Genomic DNA, 23,607 nt, shown 5'->3' with positions numbered 1-23,607 from the left:
TTTCTAGAGGAAACACTAACCAGTATAAAAAAATTCAATCACTAAAAGTGATATTAGATATATTAGTATTTTAAGAAATCAATAAAATAACATGAGCTTAATAAGATAAAGTAGGGAATTTAACACAACCAAAGAAAACCCAGTCTTTAAAGACTGAGCTCAGTTCAAATGGCCTTTTTCTAGAGAAAGGTAAGGGAGTTATTATAGAAAAAAGTCAAACTTTAGTTGCAAATATATTGACTTTCAAGAAGTTTAATCCGATCATATAACTCTTTGTTTACAAGTGTAGGCACTCCGTATTTCTCACCTAATTTTAATATCGTACCTGCAAATAACTCAACCTCACTGTAACGTCGAGCTTCGATATCTTGAGCCATGGATGGCTTTCCTTCTGGGCTTAATGCATCCAATACACTTAACCAATAATCCAGATCTCTTTCCGTTAAATGAATTCCTTCTTTCTCTGACAGAACGATAACCTCTCTCATGGCAGAAATCATCATTTCTCTTGCATGACCCTTTCGTTGAATTTCACCATAATTACTTTTATAGACAGCAACAGTTTGATTAACACCAACATTCAGCATAAATTTCCCCCATTGCCGCTTATACATATCCGTGTCTATCTCATATGGGACCTTCACTTTTTCAAAAAAATCTGCCACCAGCTGAACCTTTTCTGAAACCAAACCAGGTTCCCGCTCACCAAAGCAGAGCATGCCCATATGGTCGTATGTCAACTTATTTTCTTCTTTAACAGCATCCATACCTTGCGCAACACAATATAAGACTTTATCCTTTCCATACGCCTCACCAATAATCGCTTCACTTGTGATCCCATTCAAAGCAGAAATAATAATCGTCTGTTTTCCAATTTGATTCTTCACCGCTTCGATAGCATCTTCCAATCCACTAAATTTAACAGTAAAAATTATCAAATCTGTAGGCTCGCATATTTCTTCAGGCGTTACATAATGAAAGTCACAACGCTCACCATTGCAATAAACCCCATCCTGGACATATCTCTTTATTCTAGCTGTATCCGCAATAATCCTCACATTCTTCTTCGGCATTTCCTTTGATAAATGATGTCCATATAAAATGCCCAGTGCTCCTAATCCAACAATTGATACTGTCTTTATCGCCATAGCATCTCTAATTCCTTTCACCTTTCTACCTAAATATTATCACACTATTCAGAAAACAGTCGCGATTAAAATGCCAGTTCTATGGTATGAATTGTTTAGAAAAAAACCACCTAGAAAAGCTACAATATTGTGAAATATCAATAATGACACGAGGGGTTTGTAACTTCCTTACAGCTTCCTTTTGGTTCATGTATTTCACTAAAAAGCAAATTAAGTCTTTAACGAAGTCTACTCTTCTGCGGAACGATAACCACAAAATTTGTTGTTGTTTTTTGTATTGATTTTAAAGTGGACCCGTTAAACTATCAGCTACAGTCACTATGGCTTTTCCAATCATTACTTTTATAGAATGTTGATATACAGCAACTACATTACCGCTAACTTTCCAATTTCCATATTGACCTATAGAATAAACAATGATAGAATTCCAATATTATATTGACGTTATTTAAGTATAATGACAAATGACCGAAGGAAGATTCAATTCTTCTACAAACGGACATTTATTACAACCGCATACTAGCAAGCGTTGAATGCTATGGATCACACTATAGCAGGAGCAGCTTCTGGAGAGACTGTACATAGTACAGCGCCGAAGGATTCACAATCTCAGGCAAAAGGACAGAAGAGTAACGAATGATGAATTGTTATTCTTAAACCTGACGAGATTGGTAGTATCCAATCTCTTTTTTTATTGTCCAAAATCCAAGATATTGCCATTCAATGGCATAAGCGAGGTGAAAACAACGAGCTACACGGAATGTAGAATCACGCTCCACACGACTAAGATCATAAACAACGGGAGATGCTCAAATTGGCTAAACAGGAATTGAAAAGAGATTTAAAAAATCGCCATGTACAATTAATTGCAATAGGAGGAACAATTGGTACCGGTTTATTTCTTGGATCCGGTAAAGCCATCCAATTGGCAGGCCCCTCCATTATCTTTTCCTATCTTATTATAGGGATTGCCTTATTTTTTGTTATGAGGGCTTTAGGGGAATTACTTTTATCCAACGCCGGTTATACGTCATTCACCGAATTCGCTACCGAATATATCGGGCCGTGGGCTGGATTTGTGACCGGATGGACCTATTGGTTCTGTTGGATCATGACAGCCATGGCCGATATCATCGCGGTTGGTGTCTATATGCAATATTGGTTCAATATCCCTCAATGGATACCAGCTCTTGCTTGCCTGGTCATTCTGTTAGGGTTGAATCTATTGACGGTTAAATTGTTTGGAGAACTTGAATTCTGGTTCGCGCTCATTAAAGTCATCACGATTGTTGCCTTAATTATTGTAGGCATCATCCTGTTAGTCATTGGCTTCAAAACCAATACTGGCACCGTTTCACTTACCAACCTTTGGAGCCACGGAGGCATGTTTCCGAACGGCGTATCCGGCTTCCTGCTATCTTTACAATTGGTTGTCTTCTCCTTTGTAGGGGTCGAATTAATTGGTGTTTCTGCAGCAGAAACAGCTAACCCGAAAAAAAATATACCATCAGCCATCAATAAAATCCCGGTCCGAATTTTACTTTTCTATGTAGGTGCCATACTCGTCATTCTATGCGTCAATCCTTGGACACAGCTGGATGCATCAAGCAGTCCATTCGTAGAAGTCTTTACACTAATCGGCATTCCAATCGCTGCAGGGATTATCAATTTTGTTGTCCTGACATCCGCTGCATCTGCCGGCAACAGCGGTTTATTTTCAACAAGCCGTATGCTTTATACATTAAGCAATAATAACGATGCTCCTGCAAAATTAGCAAAATTAAATAAACATGCTGTTCCAAGTAATGCCTTGGTTACATCGGCAATCGTCGTCTCCCTAGGGGCATTGCTAAGCAAAATGATACCTGAACAGGCCTTTACAATAGTAACTACAATCAGTGCCATCTGTTTTATTTGGGTTTGGAGCATCATCCTGATTTCACATATCAAATATACGAAAAAACGTCCGGACTTGAGAGCGCAATCTACATTCAAAGCTCCTTTTACACCCTTTATCAATTACGTTATTTTAGGATTATTTCTGTTCATCCTAATCGTTATGCTATTCGCTGAAGCTACACGACTTTCACTGTTAATGACGCCAATCTGGTTCATTCTTCTACTCGTACTCTATAACTATCAGAAAAAGAAGTAGCTATTTTTCATGGTCGCAGGAATTAAAAGGAAGGGACACTCCCTTCCTTTTTTTCAATTTATTTTGCTAACACAGAGAAGTGCTACTAAAATATATAATGCAGCCACAGTAAATTTTATATTAAAATAGTGTAAGGTACTGTAAGTCGATATAAATGACTTTTCACTTAGAATGGAGGGGTTGGATTAATGAAGATTATATATATACTTACTCTAGTTCCTTTTATAGGCATATTAGGATTTCTTCCGTTTGTAAACAGAATAGAACCTTACGTATTAGGGATGCCTTTTAATATGTTTTGGATGGCTATGTGGGTGGTCCTTACATCCGTTATTTTGGGCATCATGTATAAGTTGGACCCCAGAAATCGGGAAGGTGACCAGGAATGAATATTTCCCTCTTAATTATTTTAGGATTTTTACTTTTATCAATCTTTTTAGGTATTCGATCTTCAAAAGGAAAAGACATGAATTTGGAACAATGGACAGTTGGAGGCCGTGGTTTTGGTGCTATATTCGTCTTTCTATTGATGGCTGGAGAAATTTATACGACGTTTTCCTTTCTTGGTGGCAGCGGCTGGGCTTATGGTAAGGGTGCACCCGCTTTATACGTCCTTATTTACATTACTTTGTCTTATGTATTGTCATATTGGCTTCTTCCGGAAATATGGAAATATGCCAAAGAAAATAGTCTAATGTCTCAATCTGATTTCTTTGTAAGCAAGTATAAGAGCCCAAGTTTAGGAATTCTGGCAGCACTTGTCGGTGTGGTATCTATGATTCCAGTGATTGTCGTGCAACTTAAAGGATTAGGGATTATTGTTTCAGAAGCATCTTATGGAGCAATTTCAATGTCTACCGCAGTCTGGATGGGAGCAATCAGCCTTACCATTTATGTTATGATTTCTGGAATACACGGCTCAGTTTGGACAGCAGTCATTAAAGATATCATGATGATCGTGATTATAGGATTCTTAGGAATATATCTTCCTATTCATTACTTTGGTGGTTTTCAACCAATGTTTGAGGCCGTAAATGCAGCCAAGCCTGGTTTTCTAAAGCTTCCTGAACAGGGGCTTAGTGTTTCATGGTTTATCTCCACGGTAATATTGCTTGTATTTGGTTTTTACATGTGGCCCCAAGTTTTCAGCGCTGTCTATTCGGCGCGCAGCGGGAAAGTATTTCGTAAAAATGCTATAATCAGTCCCTTATATACGCTCATGTTGTTATTTGTCTTTTTTGTAGGATTTACTGCTATATTGAAAGTGCCTGGACTCGTTGGGGCAGATGCAGACCTCTCATTGCTGCGCCTTTCTATTGAGACCTTTGATCCATGGTTTATAGGCATAATCGGCGGAGCTGGAATGCTGACCGCATTAGTACCAGGATCCATGCTTTTAATGAGTGTGGCTACACTGCTCGCGAAAAACGTCTATAAGGAATTTGCACCTACAGTATCCGATCGGAACGTTGTAAGATTAGCAAAGTTCCTCGTTCCTGTTATTGCATTAATAGCAGTCTACTTTACCTTAAACGGCGGCGAAACGATGTCAGCATTAATTCTCATGGGATACAGTCTTATCACACAGTTATTTCCGTCTCTTCTCTTTAGCCTGAAAAAGACTAATACCATCAACAAATATGGAGCGATCGCCGGGATCATCTGCGGATTGGCCATCGTAACCTACATTACACTTAGTCATTCAACCATAGGTACCATGTTTCCATCCTTACCACAGGCAGCGAAGGATTTGAATGTTGGAATCATTGCCTTGGCGGTCAATTTCTTTGTTATGATTACTGTAAGTCTCGCTTTCAGAAAGCTCTCGGTTCAGTTAGATTCCGCAAAATAATCTAAATCTGTTAAAGATATATGAAGTACTTCTTTGACGGTGGTTTTTTGGGGATTAAAAGTGCACCGTCAATTATACAATCGAAAGGCTCAGTCAAAAGACTGAGCCTTTCGATTGTTATGTATCTCATACCCCATAAAGGATACACACTTCTTTTTTCGGCGTTTTTCTCCCTTAAACCGTCTATTTTTCTCTTAATACATGTGTAATGAAAGACAGCAAGAGCCTTGGCAATCAGCAGATTCTTTTATTCTTTACTATGTTAAACGATAATGTTGAAAATTCATCAAATTATTACGACTCAATTGTACATATTCCCAAATTCATAGAGATCATAATTATTTTTCTAATTGACTTGCGTGAATTGGACTGTAAAGCATTTGAACACGAACACAGTCTATTGGTGTATTTATAGGTATCTCTATGAAATATTTTAGCTGCCATATCTGAGTTTTTTGTGCCTGACGGCTAGTAGGCTTGTCCCAAGGTGGGTAAACGCGTATTGCTCTTTTACCACCTTTACCTTTATTAGATACTATATTCTGATCACATAAAACAGCTTTTGGAAATACAAACTGACCAAAGTGATTACCTTTGCGAGTACTAATAACAAACAAATCAACTGGCTCTGATACGTCATATGGTTGAATCACTCCATCCCCAATTCTCTCCCATAAAGTCACAAATTGTCCTACCTTTGTAGGCGTGATTTTTGCCACACGAAATCTAACCGTAAGAGTATTCAACTTGAATATATAGGCTCCATATTCAGCGTTTTGTGCTTCTATTAGTGGTTGAGAGAACTCAAACCTGCATGGACTAAAGACAAGTTCCTTAGTTGCAAGAAGGTCACTATGAATTGTTTCAGAGGAAGCCCAGGAATTTTGACCGCTGAGATCAGCTTCTAATAAGTCTCGATTTTTCTCATCCATCTGTTCTAATCCTCCATTTTAAAGCTTTCTAGTCATTTTACTATATTCTCTTACAAAGCCATTCGATACACCTCACTCTCGTTCTTTTCTTTTATTTTAGAACACTTGTTCTACACATTCAATTATCAGAGCTCTAGCCCTGTAAATAGTTAGATGACATTTAAATAAAATGGAATGAACCTAAAAAAACCCAGGTAACTTCCTCCCGGGTCTTTAAACATTATGCTGACTTTGACACTAGTTCTGCTTACGGGATTTTCCAAAGCTGCAACCTCAATATTCCACTAAAGCTTTCCTTCTATCATTCAAACCTTTAACAATTCCCTTATATTCCTGCACCTGTTGTTCTAGTTTTTGTTTTCTATTCACAATCATCCTCGAAACTTCTTTCGGACTAGGTCCACCTTGAATGCTTCTAATCTCCACAAAATATTCGGGAGAGATAATTTTTTTCCATTCGTCTTCTGCTATATTCACTGAAACGAATTCATTAATAATCTTGTTAATGTCTTGTGTGTCCCAGTCATATAACTCTTTCCCTTCACTTATCGACCGTTTTGCAATATGACTAGCTATGGAATGAGCTTTCCTAAATGATATCGCGTAATCTCTTGATAGAGTATCTGCTAATTCAGTAACCGTGATACTAGATTTTGCGGCCATTTTTTTTGTATGTTCTTCATTTACTTTCAAGGTTGATATGACTGCATACATTAGTTTCATGACACGGCCTGCATTCGAAAATGCTCGATATAAATGCGGCTGTAAATCATCTTCCGTATCGACGATATCACCAAATGGAGTATTGTGGATCATATTCACTGCAGCAAGCGCATCACCATACGCACTGCTGGCAATCGATCGGGAATGTTCAATTGATACTGGATTTCTTTTTTGCGGCATGATACTGCTTACTTGAACATAAGGATCTGCCACATAAAATGTACCAAACTCTCTTGTCACATGCTGCAAAAAATCTTGAATCCATCTTCCAGTATTGACCATGCACGTCATAATTGCAGTTGCAGTTTCTAATAAATAATCGGCCCCGCCAATCGAGTCATAGGAATTTTCAACAACCGCCTCAAAGCCAAGCAATTCAGCGGTACGATTCCGGCTGATTGGAAAACCAGTTGTGGTTAATGCGGCCGCTCCCAGAGGAGATAGGTTCACCGTTTCATAGGCTGCCCATAACCTTCCAATATCTCTTTGAAGAACATCATAAATGGCTAGAAAGTAGTGGCCTAATGTAGTCGGCTGAGCTGGCTGAGTATGCGTGTAACCCGTAATATAGGTTTCTATATGCTTTTCAGCTTGCACCAAGAATGACTCACTCAATTGGTCTGCATAGCCAATTAATTGAAGAAGATGGCCTCTCAAAACAAGCCGATACATTGCAACTCCCATATCATTACGACTGCGACCGATATGAATCTTTCCTGCAAGCTCATGACCGATTTCTTCGCCAATCTTTGCCTCCATCATGAAAAATAAGTCTTCGAATTGAGGTTGATAGGTCAGGAGGGTTAGATCTGTTTGAGCCACTTTCCGAATCCCATCCAGCATAATTTTTGCTTCTTCTTCTTTAATAATCTTTTGTTCTGAAAGCATGATCACATGGGCTCGATGAATATCGAACATCACATGAAATAAGTAATCTCTTTGATCATTAAAAACGGGCATTAGAAGCTCTTCTACATATGTTTTCCCTGGAAAAACACTACCTTCATTTTTGATAAATTCATCCAGCTTACTCATCTTTTTACCCCCGATTTATAAGGCTTTTTCTGCTTTGATTCCAAAAAACTTGTTCGAAATAAAGAGAACAATAACAATCAGCGTGATTTGAATCATCCCATAAGCAGCTGCCTGCCCCATATTGAACATTCGAAGCTGATTCATAATTTCAATAGATATAGGTCTGTTAGAAATCGTATACAATAGGACTGAGGTTGGGAATTCTCCTACAGACTCGATAAAGGCTAATAATGTCCCTGATAAAACGCCAGGCATAATAATCGGTAAAATGACCTTTCTGAAGGTATAAAACCACTTTGCCCCCAAGTTTCTGGCTGCTTCCTCAATCGAGTCATCAAGCTGCTCTAGAACGGCGTTAGTTGAGCGGACAACAAGTGGAATATGTCTAACGAAATAGGCCAGGGGCAAAATCCAAAATGTTCCTACTAATATTTGACCGAAAGAAAAAACGCTAGGTTCATTAAATGCGAATATCAAGTTCATCCCAATAACCGTTGCTGGCAAGGCCCATGGAATCATGACTAGAATATCAATAAAGCTTTTCCCAATGAATTTCCGTTTGACAAGAACATAGGACGCTATGACCCCAAATACCAAATTTGCTAGTGTGGCAATAACAGCCATTAGTAAACTATTTCGTAACGGTTTAAAAATATTAGGGTCTTCAAACAAAAGCCGGTAATTTTCCACATTAAATACTGTTGGATACGTTTGAAACGTCCAGGTTCCATCCGGCACAAGTGAAAGCAATAGAATCGTAAAGTGCGGTAAAAGCAGAATAAGTACGCCGATGATACCAGTTACCACCATCACCCACTTCATAAGCGGATTTTTCACTTCACTCCTGTGTGCCCCGATTCCTTTCGAAGCCATGCGGTAATCTTTCCTATTCTGATACCAACGCATAAATAATAGAAATGAAATCGAAACAATGGAAAGTATTACAGATTGAGTAGCAGCAATTTCCATATCACCATTAATTTTCGAAAAATATATTTGCAAGCTCAACACTCGGTACCCACCAGCTAATAAAAACGGGGCACTGAATGAAGCCATTGAAATCATGAATACAAGTAAAGAAGCGGCAACGATGGCAGGTGTTAATAATGGAAATGTCACCTTCCAAAATACCTTGAATTTATTCGCTCCTAAGTTAAAAGCAGCTTCTTCTAGAGACGGATCAATTTTATTGATCGCAGCGGATACGGTCATATAAAAATATACATACATCGTATAGGCATGCACGATCAGGATTCCCGAAACCCCGCCAATTTTAAAAGGAACTTTATCAAGACCAAACAAATCCTTAATAGCATTTGGAATTAATCCTGATTCTCCATATAAAAACATAAAGGCCATAACCCCTACCAATGATGGAAGAACAATCGGCAAAATCGCTGCAGTTGAAAAGAAGCTTCTGCCTGGAAAATCGTAACGGTTAAAAATAATCGCAAGCGGAATACCAATCAAGGCACTAGCCAATACACTTAAAATTGATATATAAACAGAGTTCCATAGAGCTTCTAAGTTCGTTTTCGATTCCTGCACGAAGAAATCCTGATAATTTCCGAAAGATATCGATCCGTCTTTTTGCAAACTTTCGAAAAAGGTTCTCAATGATGGATAAAGAACATATGCAACGAGCACTAATACAACTGGTATAAGAAGCCAAATCGTCAACCTTGTATCACGATTTTTAATCATGGAGCATCACCGCTTATGACCGGGATGAGGCGCAGTTGTTTCTCCGGAAGTTGTACATACACTTCCTTCCCTTGATAAAAGTATCCGAATTCATGCGTGTTTAACACGTCCACCCTCAGTAACACGTTATGAACATCCACCATCACATTCACAACAGATCCAAAGAATTGGACAGATTCGATTTTTCCTTTTAAGATATTTGTTCCTTTTTCGACCGTATCAAGAATACGGATTGCTTCAGGACGAATCGAAACTGCAAGGTTCTTTTCATTCTGTTGAATTAACTCTCCTTCATTAGTGTGATTATGTACAATTAATTTTACCGGTTCTTCACCGTTTTCTAGGGTAACCACTATATTCTCTTGTTGAACGTTCTTCACTTGAACGGACAATAGATTAATCTCACCAATAAAACTCGCCACGAAATCATTAGCGGGCTGATTATAAATTTCTGCTGGAGTCCCGACCTGGTGACATACCCCAAAATTGAAAACGGCGATCCGATCACTCATGGATAATGCCTCTGCCTGATCATGTGTGACATAAATGGTGGTAATCTTATAATCACGCTGCAGCCTTAAGATTTCTGCTCTCATTTCATCACGAAGCTTGGCATCCAAATTACTTAATGGTTCATCCAACAGTAATATTTCCGGTTCTATAACAAGTGCTCTCGCAAGGGCTACACGCTGCTGCTGTCCTCCGCTTAACTGGCTCACTTGACGATCCGAGTATTTCTCCAGCCTGACTTTGCGAAGTGCATCCAGCACTTTCCCCTTTAAATCGCTTGAAGAAACTTTTCTCACGCGCAATCCAAAGGCTACATTTTCAAAAACTGTCATGTGAGGAAAAAGGGCATAGTTTTGAAAAACCATGCCAGTATTTCTTTTCTCCGGAGGGACTCGCGTCATATCTTTGTCGCCAAATCGGACGACACCCTTTGTTGGATAATAAAACCCAGCAATCATCCGAAGGGTTGTCGTTTTACCGCAGCCACTTGGACCTAAAAAGGTAAAAAACTCACCGTCTTTGATTTCCAGATTTAAATGATCGATAGCTATCGTTTTTCCGAAGGCTTTTTGGACATTCTCTATTTTTATTGACGCCATCCCAACGACACTTCCTTATTCTTTTATTTCTTTATCTCCACTTTTAATATTTTCGTCCCAATATTTCATCCACTCGTCACCTTTTTCTTGGAAAACATCCCAATCAATATCCATCGTTTTAATATCTGTTTCCGTGATCCATTCAGGTAAATCCGTCACATCACTTCTTGTCGGAATCCGGTAAAATTCCTCAGCTAAAATTTTCGCAGCTTCTGGTGAGTTCACAAACTCATAAAACGCTTCAGCTGCTTTTGGATGCTTGGCACCTTCAACAATGGCAATTCCCTCTGTCAACACCGGTGTTCCGCTTTCTGGAATAACAAACTCAAACGGATAGTTTTTATTTTCTTTCAGCATGACAACGTCCGGCATTGCCCAAACAGATAGTGAACCCTCTCCTTTGGCTACTTTGTTATACATCATTTCCGGGTTGGCTGAATATTCTTTTGTATTTTGGTCGAGCTTCGTTAACCAATCATAGCCCTCTTGAGGATCATTTGTATCCTTATACGTGCGATAAATCATCGAAGAAAAAATCGTCCTCATCGTTCCAGATGCTAGCGGATAGCGAATGATAATTTCATCTTTCCATTTCGGGTCAAGCAGCTCATCCCAATCTTTTGGTACTTCGTCTTTTGATAGTTCCTTGCTGTTATACATGATGACTTCTGGAGTCTGGCTCGTTCCCGTCCAATACCATTCTGGATCGTGGAACCCTTCATCAAGACTATCAGAATAGGTAGGTTGGTAAGCAGCTAGCAGTCCATCATCCTTTGCTTGGTTAAAGTTCGTGGAAGGTGCTCCCCACCAAACATCTGCCTGCGGATTAGTTTTCTCTGATCGAACACGATCAAGGATTTCCTGAGACCCCATGTCAAGCCACTCAACATCAATGCTATATTTTTCTTCAAACTGAGTCTCGAATTTTGATAAAATATCTTTTCCATGCGGTGAATAAACTACAATCTTATCTTCTAATTCACTTTTTTCTTCTTTGGCACCGCCTGCATTCGAATTCGTTTTTGTATCTGTACTGCTACATCCAGAAATCAATAAAGCTGCCGATAAGGTTAGCACTGAAACAAACGACTTTTTCTTATTATTCATTAATAATCCCCCTCATTATGAAAATTCAAAATGCTATCATGTTCTCTTAAAAATAGGGAAACCGCTCCCAAAACTCCTGCGTTTTCTCCCAGTTGTGAAGTTTTCATTTCTACTAAACTTGGAAGATATCGATCAACAATCTCCCGAATTCTAGGTAAAATGTATTCAGATGAATTTAATACACCACCTCCTAAAATAATGACCTCTGGATTTAGCAAGCAGGCTGCATTGACAATTCCGTAGGCTAAATGTTCGATGGCGTCATTAATGACAGCTATAGCTGTCGAATCTCCTTTTTTTGCGAACAAAAAAGCATCTTCACCTGATAGTTCAGAAGACTGGGCCCGTTCAAAAAAGGAATGATGAGGATCCTTAAGAACTGCTCTAGTAAAATGAGCACCAATGGACTTTCCTCCTGCAACACTTTCTAAATAGCCATATCTGTGGAAAATCGGCTTAAATTCACGCTTCATATCCTCTTTATTAGTTACCATATATCCCATCTCTCCAGCTGCACTCGAAGCCCCTCTGTATAACTGGTTATTCAAGATAATGCCGCTTCCTATCCCTGTGCCAACTGCAATAAACAGTACGTTTCGCTTATTCTGTGCGTTCCCTAGCCACTGTTCACCTAGCGCAGCAGCATTCACATCATTGTCGACAAAGATAGGGAAATCGAAATACCGTTTCGCTTCGGCTATAAATGGATACTGAATCCACCCTAAACTCGGTGCCTCAATTACTAGTCCACTTGCTGTTTGTGTAATACCAGGAATCCCAACTCCCATCCCTAAAATCCTATCTTTCGCGATCTGATTCTTTGCAAGTAACCGATCTGTTTCAATAGCCATTTGTTTAAGAAGACCTGATTGCAGATAAATATTTGTTGAAAAACTAGTATCAGCAAGGATGTTGCCACTTAAATCACATAAAACGATTTTCACTTTTGTTCCGCCAATATCGGTTCCTATGATATATGCCGCTCGTTCATTGAAAAAGAGCTGGATTGGCCGCCTCCCGCCTTGAGAAGAGGACTCTCCTATTCCTTTCTCAAATACCCATTTCTCCTGTATAAGTTCATCTACAACAAGAGAAACTGTCGGTTTACTAAGCTGAAGCTTAACAGCGATTTCAGCCCTTGAAATAGATGAACATTCTTGGATGCATTGAATGATTCTTTTTTTATTTACGTATTTTTGATGATTGGGTGTTCGCTTAAAACTCATCACATCACGGCCTTACATTATTTAGTTAGTAAATCTTACTAATTAAGTAAAAATATAACTTAAATCAAGAAAGTGCACAAGATATTTTTTTGGTTATTTCAAATACTCTGTTTTTAATAGTTATTTCGGTTCATTTACAATTATAACCTATTATGTTATTTATTAGATAGGCTTTTTCATCAAGTTAGTTAGGTAATATTACTAACATACTTTTCATAGTCTTCAAAGAAGCTTAGGTTTTTTATTAAATTTGAAAGGGGTTAAAGGAAGGCATGAAAAAAATTTTGGTACCTTTGCTTTCACTTTTGTTAGTTTTTTCACTATTGCCGCTCGCAGGTAGCGCAGCAAAAAAGGAAAAACCTAATGTTGAGTTATGGAATGCGGTCAAGCCACTCGAGACAACCGTTACATTCTTAAACAGCGGTGCCCATCCAGATGATGAGCGCAGCGACTTTCTCGCCTATTTATCGAGAGGGTTAGGTGTGAAGACCTCCAGCCTAATTGCGAACCGTGGGGAAGGCGGACAAAATGAAATTGGGGATGAACTGGACAATGCTCTTGGAATTATCCGTTCAAGAGAAATGATAGAAGCTGCAAAAATTACCGGGGTTAAAGCCTATCATCTCAGTGAAACAACCTCTGATCCCATCTATGATTTTGGCTTCTCGAAAACACCAGAAGAAACATTAGAAAAATGGGGCGAGGAACTCACATATGAACGGCTTATCCGGTTTATCCGAACATATCAGCCTGATATATTGATGCCATCCTTCCAAAATGATGATACCCAGCATGGACATCATCGCACAATGACAATCTTAAGTGAACGTGCTTTTAAGGATGCGGCTAATCCATCTGTTTTTCCACAACAATTGAAACAAGGTCTATCGGTATGGCAAGTGAAAAAATTATATTTACCTGTTTCCTCCGCAGATAAAGCCACCACATCCATTGAAATCGGTACCTATGACCCAATATACGGTATGACTTATCCACAGCTTGGAGAACAATCCCGCTATCTGCATAAAAGCCAAGGAATGGGCTCTGATATCCCTGCAGCACCTCGCCAGGTTCATCTAGATTTGAAACAAAGTGCAGTTGATACGAAAGACCAGTCAGACCTTTTTGCAGGAGTACCTTATAATTTTACCGAATGGGCTGATAAACTCCCAGTTTCAGCTTCAAAGTTAAAATCTTATTTTAAAAATGTACAACGGGATTTGAACACAGTTATTGCGGCCTATCCGAATGATCAACGTGTTTTCACAACATCCCAAACAGCTCTTTCTCATGTACGTTCACTTACTTCGCAAATTAAAAAGGCAAAGCTAAACTCTGAGTTGAAGAACGACTTGCTTCATAAGCTCTCATTAAAAGAAGAGCAATTACAAAACGTTAGTTATGTCTCTTCAGGACTATATGTTCAAGCAAAATCAGCCTCTGCGATCCTTACAAAAGGTCAAAATACGAACGTAACCGTAACAGTGAAGAATACCGGAAAACAAACATTGAAAAAATTCTCTGCCAAATTGAACGTGCCTAAAGGATGGAAAGCTAAAACAAAATCTAAAGCAATCAATCTAGCACCAAATAAATCAGAGACCATCACCTACCAGGTTAACGTTCCAAAAGATGCTTCCTTTTACCATGCTTATGACAAATCAGCAATTACAACCAACATTTCATATGAATCCGGTAAAACCAAGACTACCATCACAGAAGAATTGGAAGGAACAATCGCTGTCCTACCTGATGTGGGTCTTACCCTTTCACCTGAAGACATCGTAGTAAACACAGCAGATGTACAGGAAGAAATACCAGTAACCGTAACTGTAAAAAATTATACAGAAGGAAAAACATCAGCAAACGTCGCTTTAAAAATACCTAAAAATTGGAAAGTGTCACCTACCAAAGCAACCGTATCATTTAATGAAAAATCAGAAGAAAAACAAGTAAAATTCACCCTTATACCACCGAAGACGATTCAAAATGGTGAATATCAGCTAAAAGCAGAAGCTACTGTCAATGGAAAAACCTTTGATTCTACTATTCAAGAAATTTCCTATGACCATATCGGAACATTCTATTACCAATACCCAGCAGCAATCAACACCGTTGCATTTGAGCTTTTAATGCCAGCTTCACTAAAAGTAGGTTACATTGAGAGTGGATTTGACAAAGTAGCCGATTACTTAAGCAACACAGGTCTTAATATTACAAAGCTAACAGCTGATGATTTAGCATTAGGTGATTTGAGCCAATACGACACGATTGTTACAGGTATACGCGCTTATCTATCTCGAGAAGATCTAAAGACAAATAACGCGCGCTTACTTCAATACGTAGAAAACGGCGGTCACCTTGTCGTTCAATACCACAAACCTGGTGATGGATGGGATGCCCTGACGACTGCTCCATATCCACTTACAATCGGAAATCCATCCATTCGCTGGAGAGTAACCGATGAAAAAGCCACAGTAAACGTATTGAAACCAGAATCAGCGCTTTTCAACTATCCAAACAAAATAACAACGGACGATTGGAACAATTGGGTTCAAGAAAGAGGATTGTACTTCCCAATGAAATGGGACGAAAGATTTGAAACTTTCATTTCCATGGCTGATCCAAATGAAGAACCATTTGATGGTGGAATCCTAATGGCCAATTACGGTAAAGGAACTTATCTCTACACCAACCTTGTCCTCTACCGGCAAATTCAAAGCCAGGTACCAGGAGGATATCGAATCATGACGAACTTGATTAGTTACGGGGCCCAGTAACTAGAGAAGTAACCTGTGCGGGTGTTGAATGCATAGGTTACTTTTTTGTATGAATGTTTAGCCTGATTGAACACGATTAACCTTTACCTCTAAAACAAAAAAAGTTATGCACAAGGATAGGAGATAGGCTTGAGGGATTAGGATTTCTCCTTTTTCTCTCTTTCCTTTGTCCACACGTTATGCACAACTTTAATTTATTTTAACTTCAACGTTGGTGAGTTTTATAAGCCTCTTAAGTGATATGCATTCACTCTTTTAGCCATTCATTCCCACACTCTACCTGCCTAAAGCACCTTACTTAAGAAGGCTTTGGTTCGAACATGCTGAGGGTTACCGAATAATTCATTCGGTTCATTTTCTTCTACAATATACCCTCCGTCCATGAATATGACACGGTCTCCAACTTCCCGGGCAAAGCCCATTTCATGGGTAACAACAACCATTGTCATACCTTCTTTAGCAAGTTGTTTCATTACCTCTAAAACATCTCCGACCATTTCAGGGTCAAGTGCAGAAGTCGGCTCGTCAAATAGCATAATCTTCGGATTCATGGCCAATGCCCTTGCGATGGCAACCCGTTGTTTTTGTCCTCCGGATAGTTCTCCTGGATAGCTATTTGCTTTTTCCCTTAGCCCAACCTTATCCAGTAACTCAAGCGCTAATCTTCCCGCTTCAGCTTTATCGGTGGCACGAATTTTAATAGGCCCCAACGTTATGTTTTCCAACACGGTTTTATGAGGGAATAGATTGAAATGTTGAAAAACCATTCCAACCTCTTGTCTAACTTTGTTGATATTGATTTTCGCTTTAGGGTCAGTAATATCATGCCCATTAATGACCACCTCACCGCCCGTAACTTCCTCAAGAAGATTCAGGCAGCGCAGAAATGTACTCTTTCCAGATCCAGAAGGACCTATTACACAAATTACTTCCTTTTCTTTTATTTCTGCATTAATATCTTTTAAAACCTCGACAGTTCCAAATGATTTTCTCAGGTTTTTTACAGTAATGATGCTCATCGAACTTGTACCCTCCTTTCTATGAAGTTAGCAATAAGGGTTAACAAATAGATGATGATAAAGTAAATCACACCAACAACAAGCCAAATCTTGAACGCTTCAAAGGTTGCCGAAGCCTGAATCTGCCCTTGCTGTGTTAAATCCGCTATACCGATAACGGATAATAGAGATGTATCTTTTAGACTAATGATCGATTGGTTCGTAATGGTGGGAAGCATCCTTCTAAAGGCTTGTGGCAGTACTACATATCGCATTGTTTGAGTACCAGTGAATCCGATTGATCTTGCCGCTTCTGTTTGCCCTTTATCGATGGATTGAATTCCCGCTCTTATTATCTCAGCAAAATAGGCCCCTGCATTGATGGCAACGGTAATTATTCCAGCTGTAGTACTGTTTAAAGAAATCAAATTCAGTGAATTCACACCGAAATATATAAAAAACAATTGCACAATAAACGGCGTTCCTCGTATCGCATCTACATAAACCTTTGCAATCCAGTTCAAGATCTTGATAGGAGCAAGTCGCAGCAAGGCCACCACTAAACCAATCAAGAAACCTAGGATAATGGCAATTACAAAGATATAAAGTGTCACCTGAAGTCCTTTTAATAAAATAGGCAATGCCGCAACAATTATATCCATTCTATTCACCCCTTAGAAAAAGAAAGCGCGCTTTAAGCGCGCCTAATAAGCATAAATCTATTCACCAAGATAAGTTTTTAATATTTCATCGTATGTTCCATCTTTTTTAAGATTAGCAAGACCGTCATTTATTTTTTTCAATAAATCCTGGTTTTGCCCTTTCAATACAGCAATTCCATACTGATCTCCATTCAAACGATCACCTACGATTTTTAACCCAAGGTCTTTTTGAGCAATTGCATAGGAGATAACAGGATAATCTTCTATAAGTGCTTCGGCATTACCGTTTGCTACTTCCTGGAACATAGCTGGACTATCATTAAATTGAACAACTTTAATTCCTAGTTTCTTGGAATTATCCTGTGCATATTTAGCACCGGTTGTCCCTTTTTTCACTGCTATGGTCTTTCCTTTAAGGTCATCGACTGATTTAGTACTTGTATTATCTTTTTTAACAACCACTGTTAATCCTGCATCAAAATACGGCGTTGAGAAATCTACTACCTTTTTTCTTTCCTCTGTAATGCTCATTCCTGCAATAGCGACATCAAGCTGATTGGCTTGCATCGCTGGAATAATACCACCGAAATCCATTGGAGAAAATTTGATTTTAAAATCCTGGTCTTTTGCTATTGCATTGATTAATTCAATATCAATACCTTTATAGTCGTTTCCCTCTTTAAATTCAAAGGGAGGATATGTCGTATCCACACCAACTTTATATACCTTTTGACTTTTCTCTTTCTCACCTGCATTTTTTTCATCATTGCTTCCACAAGCTGAGATAATGATAGTAAGAATCAAAAACATACTAAATAAACCAAGTTTCTTCATTCAAATCACTCCAATTCTTAGATTATACGTGATAATAAATAATTCTCCCTATAATATAGCATAAGTATAAAGTATTATAGTATGAATTTTTTGAATATATATTATTTTCTTTAAATAATATTAGGGATGATTTTCCTAATCTAGTTTAGGTGATGGTAATTAGAAACTGGTATTGAAACGTATACTAAAAAAAGTTTCAATAGAATGGGCTTTTTACAATGGAACACTCTCATTGCTGTACTTCATTTTTCTCAATAATATATAGGGTCGTTCTTTCTCCCCTCTAAAAAAAGTTATGCACAAGGATAGGAGAAAGGCTTGAGGGATTGGGATTTCTCCTTCTTCCTTCTTTCCTTTGTCCACACTTTATGCACAACTTTAATTAGTGGTCTACTATTTTATTTTAAAACTAATTTTGTTACTAATTCAACATGTGTAGAGCGTATGTGGCGGAACATTGGATTTTGGTGAAGTTTGCAAAAAATCCTAATTTTCTCAGGGTCATAAATGAGAAATTAGGATTCTTTTATTTCTTATTAACGGTTAAGTAACTTTCAAAAAAATTGAGCATTGGTATGAGCATCTTATTCATATAGTAGTTTTATTTCAACTACTTGGCTGCTCCCTTATCCCCTATATTTATAAGCTAACCCTTTTAAGAAATTCCTGGCGAATTTGTCCCCGCACTCTTTATAATTTCTATGACCAACTTTTCTTAAGATGGCGCTTAATTCTCCTTTAGTTATCATGACTCCTGCTTCATCCAGGATATCAATCATATCCTCGCTTGTTAATGTCAGCGCAATTTTCAATTTCTTTAGCAGAATATTATTCATGCTTTCCTTATTCTTTGCAGTCGGTGCCGGGTTTTCTGGCTGGCCGGGTTTTGGTTCTTGTTTCCCTCTTTTAAAAATGATCAAGCCATTTAAAAAGGATTCCAACATCGTATTGTTACATTTTATACCTTCATCATCCATATCATCGTCGTCGTATTCATCATAGAAACCGTCTTTTGGTTTTGTGAGCATCTGCATGACTTCTTCTCTTGTTACTTCAATATCCCCAAGTTTAAATATCTCTACCATATCTTTATTTTTTATATCCAGAGCATATCTTAATCTAATTAAAATATCATGATTATGCATCCATAAACCTCCTGTATATTTCTTATTTTTTACAGCACCTTCATTATTTCACAAATGGATTGAAATAAACGCAGATGAAAATCCGAGAACCTTTTACAGATTCTCGGATCCTTCTGCTTATTCTTTCCTTTTCAACTTTGTCACAACTTCAACATGACTCGTCTGCGGGAACATGTCCACAGGCTGCATGGATTCTACGTTATATAAAGCGCTCAATTCTTGTAGGTCTTTTGCCAATGTGGATGGGTTACATGATACATACACAATGGTTTTTGGTTTGACCTTTAGGATAGTTTGCAGTAAGGATTGGTCCAGGCCAGTTCTTGGTGGGTCGGCGACTAATACGTCCGGTTTCCATCCTTCTTTGGTCCAGCGTGGCAGGATGTTTTCGGCTTTTCCTGTTTCGTAGTGCATGTTGGTGCGTTTGTGTTTTATGGCGTTTTTCTTGGCGTCTTCAATGGATTCTTTGATGACGTCCATTCCGCGAACCTCTTTTGCATCTTCCGATAGCCAAAGTCCGATGGTTCCTACGCCGCAATACGCGTCAACGACTTTTTCGGTACCGGTTAGGGCTGCCGCTTTTTTCACTTCGTCATACATGCGGACTGTTTGAACTGGATTAAGTTGGAAGAAAGTGCGGGCCGATAGTTCGTACGATAGATCACCCAATGTTTCGTTGATGACTTTTTCGCCAGCCAGATGGATCGTCTTTTCGCCAAAAATAAGTGATGTGTTTTGGTTATTAATATTTTGAACGACCGATTTCACTTCCGGCAGTTGGTCACGAATTTGCTTAAGCAATTGATCTTTTTGTGGAATTTCTTCCGCTCCTGTAACTAAGACCACCTGTACTTCGCCTGTTTCAAAGCCAACTCTTGTAATGACTGTTCGGATCACACCTTTTCTCTTTCTTTCATTATAGATCGAGATATTCAAGTTCTTTAGTATCTTCTTCACCGTACGGGTTACTTTATTAGTAGCTTTGTGTTGGACAAGACAGTTGGGAATATCGATCAAGTTATGGGAGTTCAAACCGTAAAGACCGGCAATCAATTTGCCATCTTTCTGACCGACCTGGTACTGACTTTTGTTGCGATAGTTCCAAGGATCTTCCATGCCGATTGTTTCTTGTATATTTAATGAAGAAATCGGGAATTTCGTATGACGTTCCATCGCTTGAATGACGATATCGCGTTTTTCAATAAGCTGTTGACTATAGCTTAAATGCTGTAGTTGACAGCCACCGCATTCTGCGTAGATTGGGCATGGTGCGGCAATGCGGTGTGGCGATTCTTTCCGGATGGTTTTTATTTTTGCTTCAGAAAAGTTTGGCTGCACTTTTGTTATTAAAGCTACAATTTCTTCACCTGGTAATGCTCCTGGGACGAAGACGACTTTCTTTTTAAAGTAGCCGACTCCCTCTCCGTTTATGCCAAGCCGTTTAATGGTTAATGGAAGGGTTTGATTTACTTCTAGTGTTGTATCTTGCATGTTTGTCATTTCTTTTCACTCCGTTTTTCGATGCTTCTCCACAAATAGAGGGAAGCGTAGCTTAGATATGGAGCCCATTTTGCACTGTAGGTTTCCATTTCTTCTTGGGTTGGCTTCTGCGGTAAGCCGTATAAAAGTTTTATGGCGTTTTGAATGCCAATATCGGCTTTTGGAAAAAGGTTCGGCCTTCCAAGTCCAAAAAGCAGGAAGTTTTCAGCCGTCCATCTACCGATTCCGCGTATTTTTATTAGTATATCCATAACCTCTTGATCGGATAGCTCTGCCAACAGATCAAGATTAAGATGGCCATGAGTGATTTGCTGGGATAGTCCGATGACGTATTCAGCTTTTCGGCCACTGAATTGAATGGCTCTTAACTGTTCCACCTGAAGTTGTGAGGTCGTTTCCGGTGTTGGATAAAACCACACACCATCTATCTGGTAGCCAAATGTTTTCACGAACCGTTCCGTGAGTATATGCGCAAAAGACAAGTTTAATTGCTGATGTATGATGCATTTGACGAGGCAACTGTAATAATCGAAGTCCAAGACTATGGCTGTACCGCGGTGCTCTTCAAAGATTCCCCTCAAATCAGATTTTCGGAAATGCTGGGAAACGCCTTCTAATGGCTGATGCCAATGAAACACCTTTTTTAACCGTTCGATTGCTTTAGACTTGTATTCCTCTGATTGACCTTTAATGATAAAGGTCGGTTCTTCGATGTTTCCTATTGCCTGAACATGCAAAACGACTGGTTCTTTTTCTATATAAAGCGGAACTTTTACCGTTCTGTTAGTAAAATCAACTACTTGAAGTGGGTCTAACGATAATCGTTCGAGAACAAGGTCGAAATTATATGGTCCCTGGACCTGTAATTTTTCCGTCCACACAAGCGATCCATCCTTTAGCAGTTTTCCACGTATTATAGCATGTTTCCTGAAATATTACTTAAAAATGAGGAGAATGGAAAAAAGCGGGACCTGTATTTTCACTTCAGGTTCCGCTTTTTATTTTAATAAAGCATTCGATTTGGCAGGTGTTTTTCAATCATTAATTCATCCAGACTGCTGAATGTGTATCCTTGTTTTTCAAGATCAGTCAAAATCGAGTCAAGCGCCTCTGCATTATCTTTTGAAACAGTATGCAGTAATAAAATCGCACCTGGATGAATCTGTTTAAGCACTTCATCATGAGCGTAAGCTGCACCCTTTTGTTGGTCAACGACCCAGTCTTTATAAGCAAGCGACCAGAAAATGTGGTAATATCCTTCTTTTTGTGCGACTTTCATTGTTCTCTCATTGAATACACCACGCGGCGGCCTTAAATAGTTCATCCCCTGTTGGCCCGTTAATTTTTCAGTTGCTTTTTTAACCCGTTGCAGTTCTGTGCGAATGACTTCATCCGTCACACTGGTCATATCAGGGTGATTCCAGGAATGGTTTCCGACGATATGACCTTCATTCGCCATACGGACAACAAGCTCCGGTGCGGTTTTTAAATAATGACCAGTGACGAAAAATGTTCCTGGGGCCTTATGTTTTTTTAACACATCTAAGATCTGGGCCGTATATCCATTTTCATAACCATTATCAAACGTTAAATATATGTTTTTTTTCGTTGTGTCACCTTTATAAATTGCTTCATATTTAGGCAGCATTTCATTGAAGTTTTTTCCTGCATCGGCAGGAGTTCCGTTTTTCCCTTTATTGAAGCCCCAATTATAGGACTCCGCAAAAGCCGGACTTGCTAAAGAGCAGATCAAGCATATAAAAACGGATAGAATCGCCATTTTTTTCATTGGATTATCCCCCATGTTCTTTTTTTCTTAGTGTTTGGAACATGAAGATTTATATGCATGATATTGTCGTAGGTCGAATTTTTCGTGGTGACGGTCGAATTATCGCCATGTAGGACGAATTATTGCCGGTTACGGTCGATTTTTCCTCATGTAGGACGAATTATACCCGATGACGGTCGAATTATTTCCATGTAGGACGAATTCTTGCCGGTTACGGTCGAATTTTCATCATGTAGGACGAATTTTCCCCGATGACGGTCGATTTTTTGCCATGTAGGACGAATTCTTGCCGGTTACGGTCGAATTATTGCCACGTAGGACGAATTATACCCGATGACGGTCGAATTGTAGGTCGAATTCTTGCCTGTTACGGTCGAATTATCTTTCTGTTGGACGAATTTTATCCACAACGAACAAATTCCACACAAAAAAAGGCCTATCCTCCTAAAAGGATAGGCCCCCTATCTATTTACCCTTTAAATAACGCCTGTACCGCCTTCCAAATGACGACGATGGCAAAAACGATAACGGTTACAATTCCAATTACGTCTAAAGTTGGTTCAAGTCCGGAGAAAATCGTGCCTGCCACAGGAAGATGGATGAAAGCAAAACCTGTTAACATTGCGACAAAGAACAATAAGATGCTATTTTGCATTTTACTCCCCCCTTTCTCTTCTAATGTATGAGCAAAGGTGCAAAAAGATTGTACTTTTTTAAGGCAATAATAGCCTTTTTTTTCATATACATTAGCAAGGGGGCGTATACAATGCTTGAATGGGTGATTACGTTAGGTTTTATTGGTTGTCTGGGATTAGGTGCGGGACTGTTTGTTTATTTTGTGAAAAGTGGATTGAATTTAGGGGATTCAAAAAGGATTGATCCATTGCCGAAAATAGAAGAGTAAGGTA

Annotated in this window: 20 protein-coding genes and 1 riboswitch; of the genes, 5 read left to right on the top strand and 15 right to left on the bottom strand. The window is 38.9% G+C overall.

The features are described from left to right. Positions 1 to 221 precede the first annotated feature (221 nt). Positions 222 to 1,148 carry a ketopantoate reductase family protein gene (locus AKG34_RS01060; protein WP_053347940.1) on the bottom strand — a complete coding sequence of 309 codons (927 nt, stop codon included), beginning with the start codon at positions 1,146 to 1,148 and terminating at the stop codon, positions 222 to 224. Positions 1,149 to 1,704: 556 nt separating this feature from the next. Next, positions 1,705 to 1,783, top strand: a riboswitch (glycine riboswitch). Positions 1,784 to 1,962: 179 nt separating this feature from the next. On the opposite strand from AKG34_RS01060, the gene AKG34_RS01055 reads away from it, so the two are divergent. From AKG34_RS01055 to AKG34_RS01045, 3 genes are all read left to right on the top strand, one after another. Then, positions 1,963 to 3,303 (top strand): amino acid permease, encoded by a 1,341-nt coding sequence (locus AKG34_RS01055; RefSeq protein WP_053344392.1) that lies wholly within the window; start codon positions 1,963 to 1,965, stop codon positions 3,301 to 3,303. 188 nt (positions 3,304 to 3,491) lie between these two features. Further along, positions 3,492 to 3,692 (top strand): DUF3311 domain-containing protein, encoded by a 201-nt coding sequence (locus tag AKG34_RS01050; protein WP_053344391.1) that lies wholly within the window; start codon positions 3,492 to 3,494, stop codon positions 3,690 to 3,692. Continuing rightward, positions 3,689 to 5,155 carry a sodium:solute symporter family protein gene (locus AKG34_RS01045; protein ID WP_053344390.1) on the top strand — a complete coding sequence of 489 codons (1,467 nt, stop codon included), beginning with the start codon at positions 3,689 to 3,691 and terminating at the stop codon, positions 5,153 to 5,155. Before AKG34_RS01050 ends, AKG34_RS01045 begins: the two co-directional genes overlap by 4 nt. A gap of 338 nt (positions 5,156 to 5,493) precedes the next feature. On the opposite strand, the gene AKG34_RS01040 is transcribed toward AKG34_RS01045, so the two are convergent. The 6 genes from AKG34_RS01040 to AKG34_RS01015 all read right to left on the bottom strand — a co-directional run bounded on the left by AKG34_RS01040 (position 5,494) and on the right by AKG34_RS01015 (position 12,991). Beyond that, positions 5,494 to 6,087, bottom strand: coding sequence for a MepB family protein (locus AKG34_RS01040; RefSeq protein WP_053344389.1), 594 nt, complete (start codon positions 6,085 to 6,087; stop codon positions 5,494 to 5,496). 273 nt (positions 6,088 to 6,360) lie between these two features. Beyond that, a complete protein-coding gene (gene argH / locus AKG34_RS01035; protein WP_053344388.1) occupies positions 6,361 to 7,845 on the bottom strand; it encodes an argininosuccinate lyase in 1,485 nt (494 codons plus the stop codon). A gap of 15 nt (positions 7,846 to 7,860) precedes the next feature. Next, entirely contained in the window at positions 7,861 to 9,549 is a 1,689-nt protein-coding gene (locus tag AKG34_RS01030; protein WP_053344387.1) for an ABC transporter permease, read from the bottom strand. After that, the gene (locus AKG34_RS01025) at positions 9,546 to 10,658 is read right to left on the bottom strand and encodes an ABC transporter ATP-binding protein (RefSeq protein WP_053344386.1); all 1,113 of its coding nucleotides are present in this window, start codon (positions 10,656 to 10,658) and stop codon (positions 9,546 to 9,548) included. The genes AKG34_RS01030 and AKG34_RS01025 overlap by 4 nt, the downstream gene beginning before the upstream one ends. Before the next feature lie 15 nt (positions 10,659 to 10,673). After that, positions 10,674 to 11,765, bottom strand: a complete 1,092-nt coding sequence (locus AKG34_RS01020; protein ID WP_053344385.1) for an extracellular solute-binding protein — start codon at positions 11,763 to 11,765, stop codon at positions 10,674 to 10,676. Next, positions 11,765 to 12,991, bottom strand: a complete 1,227-nt coding sequence (locus AKG34_RS01015) for an ROK family transcriptional regulator (protein ID WP_053344384.1) — start codon at positions 12,989 to 12,991, stop codon at positions 11,765 to 11,767. Before AKG34_RS01015 ends, AKG34_RS01020 begins: the two co-directional genes overlap by 1 nt. Positions 12,992 to 13,263: 272 nt before the next feature. Between AKG34_RS01015 and AKG34_RS01010 the strand changes: the two genes are divergently transcribed. Next, positions 13,264 to 15,771 (top strand): NEW3 domain-containing protein, encoded by a 2,508-nt coding sequence (locus AKG34_RS01010; protein ID WP_053344383.1) that lies wholly within the window; start codon positions 13,264 to 13,266, stop codon positions 15,769 to 15,771. A 284-nt stretch (positions 15,772 to 16,055) separates the two neighbouring features. Here AKG34_RS01010 and AKG34_RS01005 read toward each other — a convergent pair whose 3' ends face one another. The 8 genes from AKG34_RS01005 to AKG34_RS00970 form a co-directional block, all read right to left on the bottom strand. After that, positions 16,056 to 16,790: an amino acid ABC transporter ATP-binding protein gene (locus AKG34_RS01005; protein ID WP_053344382.1), complete on the bottom strand. Its 735-nt coding sequence runs from the start codon at positions 16,788 to 16,790 to the stop codon at positions 16,056 to 16,058. Further along, positions 16,787 to 17,431 carry an amino acid ABC transporter permease gene (locus AKG34_RS01000; RefSeq protein WP_053344381.1) on the bottom strand — a complete coding sequence of 215 codons (645 nt, stop codon included), beginning with the start codon at positions 17,429 to 17,431 and terminating at the stop codon, positions 16,787 to 16,789. The genes AKG34_RS01005 and AKG34_RS01000 overlap by 4 nt, the downstream gene beginning before the upstream one ends. Positions 17,432 to 17,488: 57 nt before the next feature. Beyond that, the gene (locus AKG34_RS00995; RefSeq protein ID WP_053344380.1) at positions 17,489 to 18,265 is read right to left on the bottom strand and encodes a transporter substrate-binding domain-containing protein; all 777 of its coding nucleotides are present in this window, start codon (positions 18,263 to 18,265) and stop codon (positions 17,489 to 17,491) included. Positions 18,266 to 18,891: 626 nt separating this feature from the next. Continuing rightward, entirely contained in the window at positions 18,892 to 19,410 is a 519-nt protein-coding gene (locus AKG34_RS00990; protein ID WP_053344379.1) for a YehS family protein, read from the bottom strand. A gap of 117 nt (positions 19,411 to 19,527) precedes the next feature. Further along, positions 19,528 to 20,910: a 23S rRNA (uracil(1939)-C(5))-methyltransferase RlmD gene (rlmD, locus tag AKG34_RS00985; RefSeq protein WP_053344378.1), complete on the bottom strand. Its 1,383-nt coding sequence runs from the start codon at positions 20,908 to 20,910 to the stop codon at positions 19,528 to 19,530. Further along, on the bottom strand, positions 20,907 to 21,791 hold the full coding sequence (locus AKG34_RS00980) for a DNA-3-methyladenine glycosylase family protein (protein ID WP_053344377.1): 885 nt from the start codon (positions 21,789 to 21,791) through the stop codon (positions 20,907 to 20,909). Before AKG34_RS00980 ends, rlmD begins: the two co-directional genes overlap by 4 nt. Positions 21,792 to 21,913: 122 nt before the next feature. After that, on the bottom strand, positions 21,914 to 22,699 hold the full coding sequence (gene pdaA, locus AKG34_RS00975; protein ID WP_053344376.1) for a delta-lactam-biosynthetic de-N-acetylase: 786 nt from the start codon (positions 22,697 to 22,699) through the stop codon (positions 21,914 to 21,916). Between the two features lie 469 nt (positions 22,700 to 23,168). After that, positions 23,169 to 23,354, bottom strand: coding sequence for a hypothetical protein (locus AKG34_RS00970; RefSeq protein ID WP_053344375.1), 186 nt, complete (start codon positions 23,352 to 23,354; stop codon positions 23,169 to 23,171). 111 nt (positions 23,355 to 23,465) lie between these two features. On the opposite strand from AKG34_RS00970, the gene AKG34_RS28195 reads away from it, so the two are divergent. Then, a complete protein-coding gene (locus tag AKG34_RS28195; RefSeq protein WP_162878737.1) occupies positions 23,466 to 23,603 on the top strand; it encodes a hypothetical protein in 138 nt (45 codons plus the stop codon). The last annotated feature ends 4 nt before the right edge of the window (positions 23,604 to 23,607 follow it).

The sequence above is a fragment of the Peribacillus butanolivorans genome (assembly GCF_001273755.1).
Classification (GTDB): Bacteria; Bacillota; Bacilli; order Bacillales; family DSM-1321; genus Peribacillus; species Peribacillus butanolivorans.
This window is presented reverse-complemented; position numbering and strand designations above follow the sequence as displayed.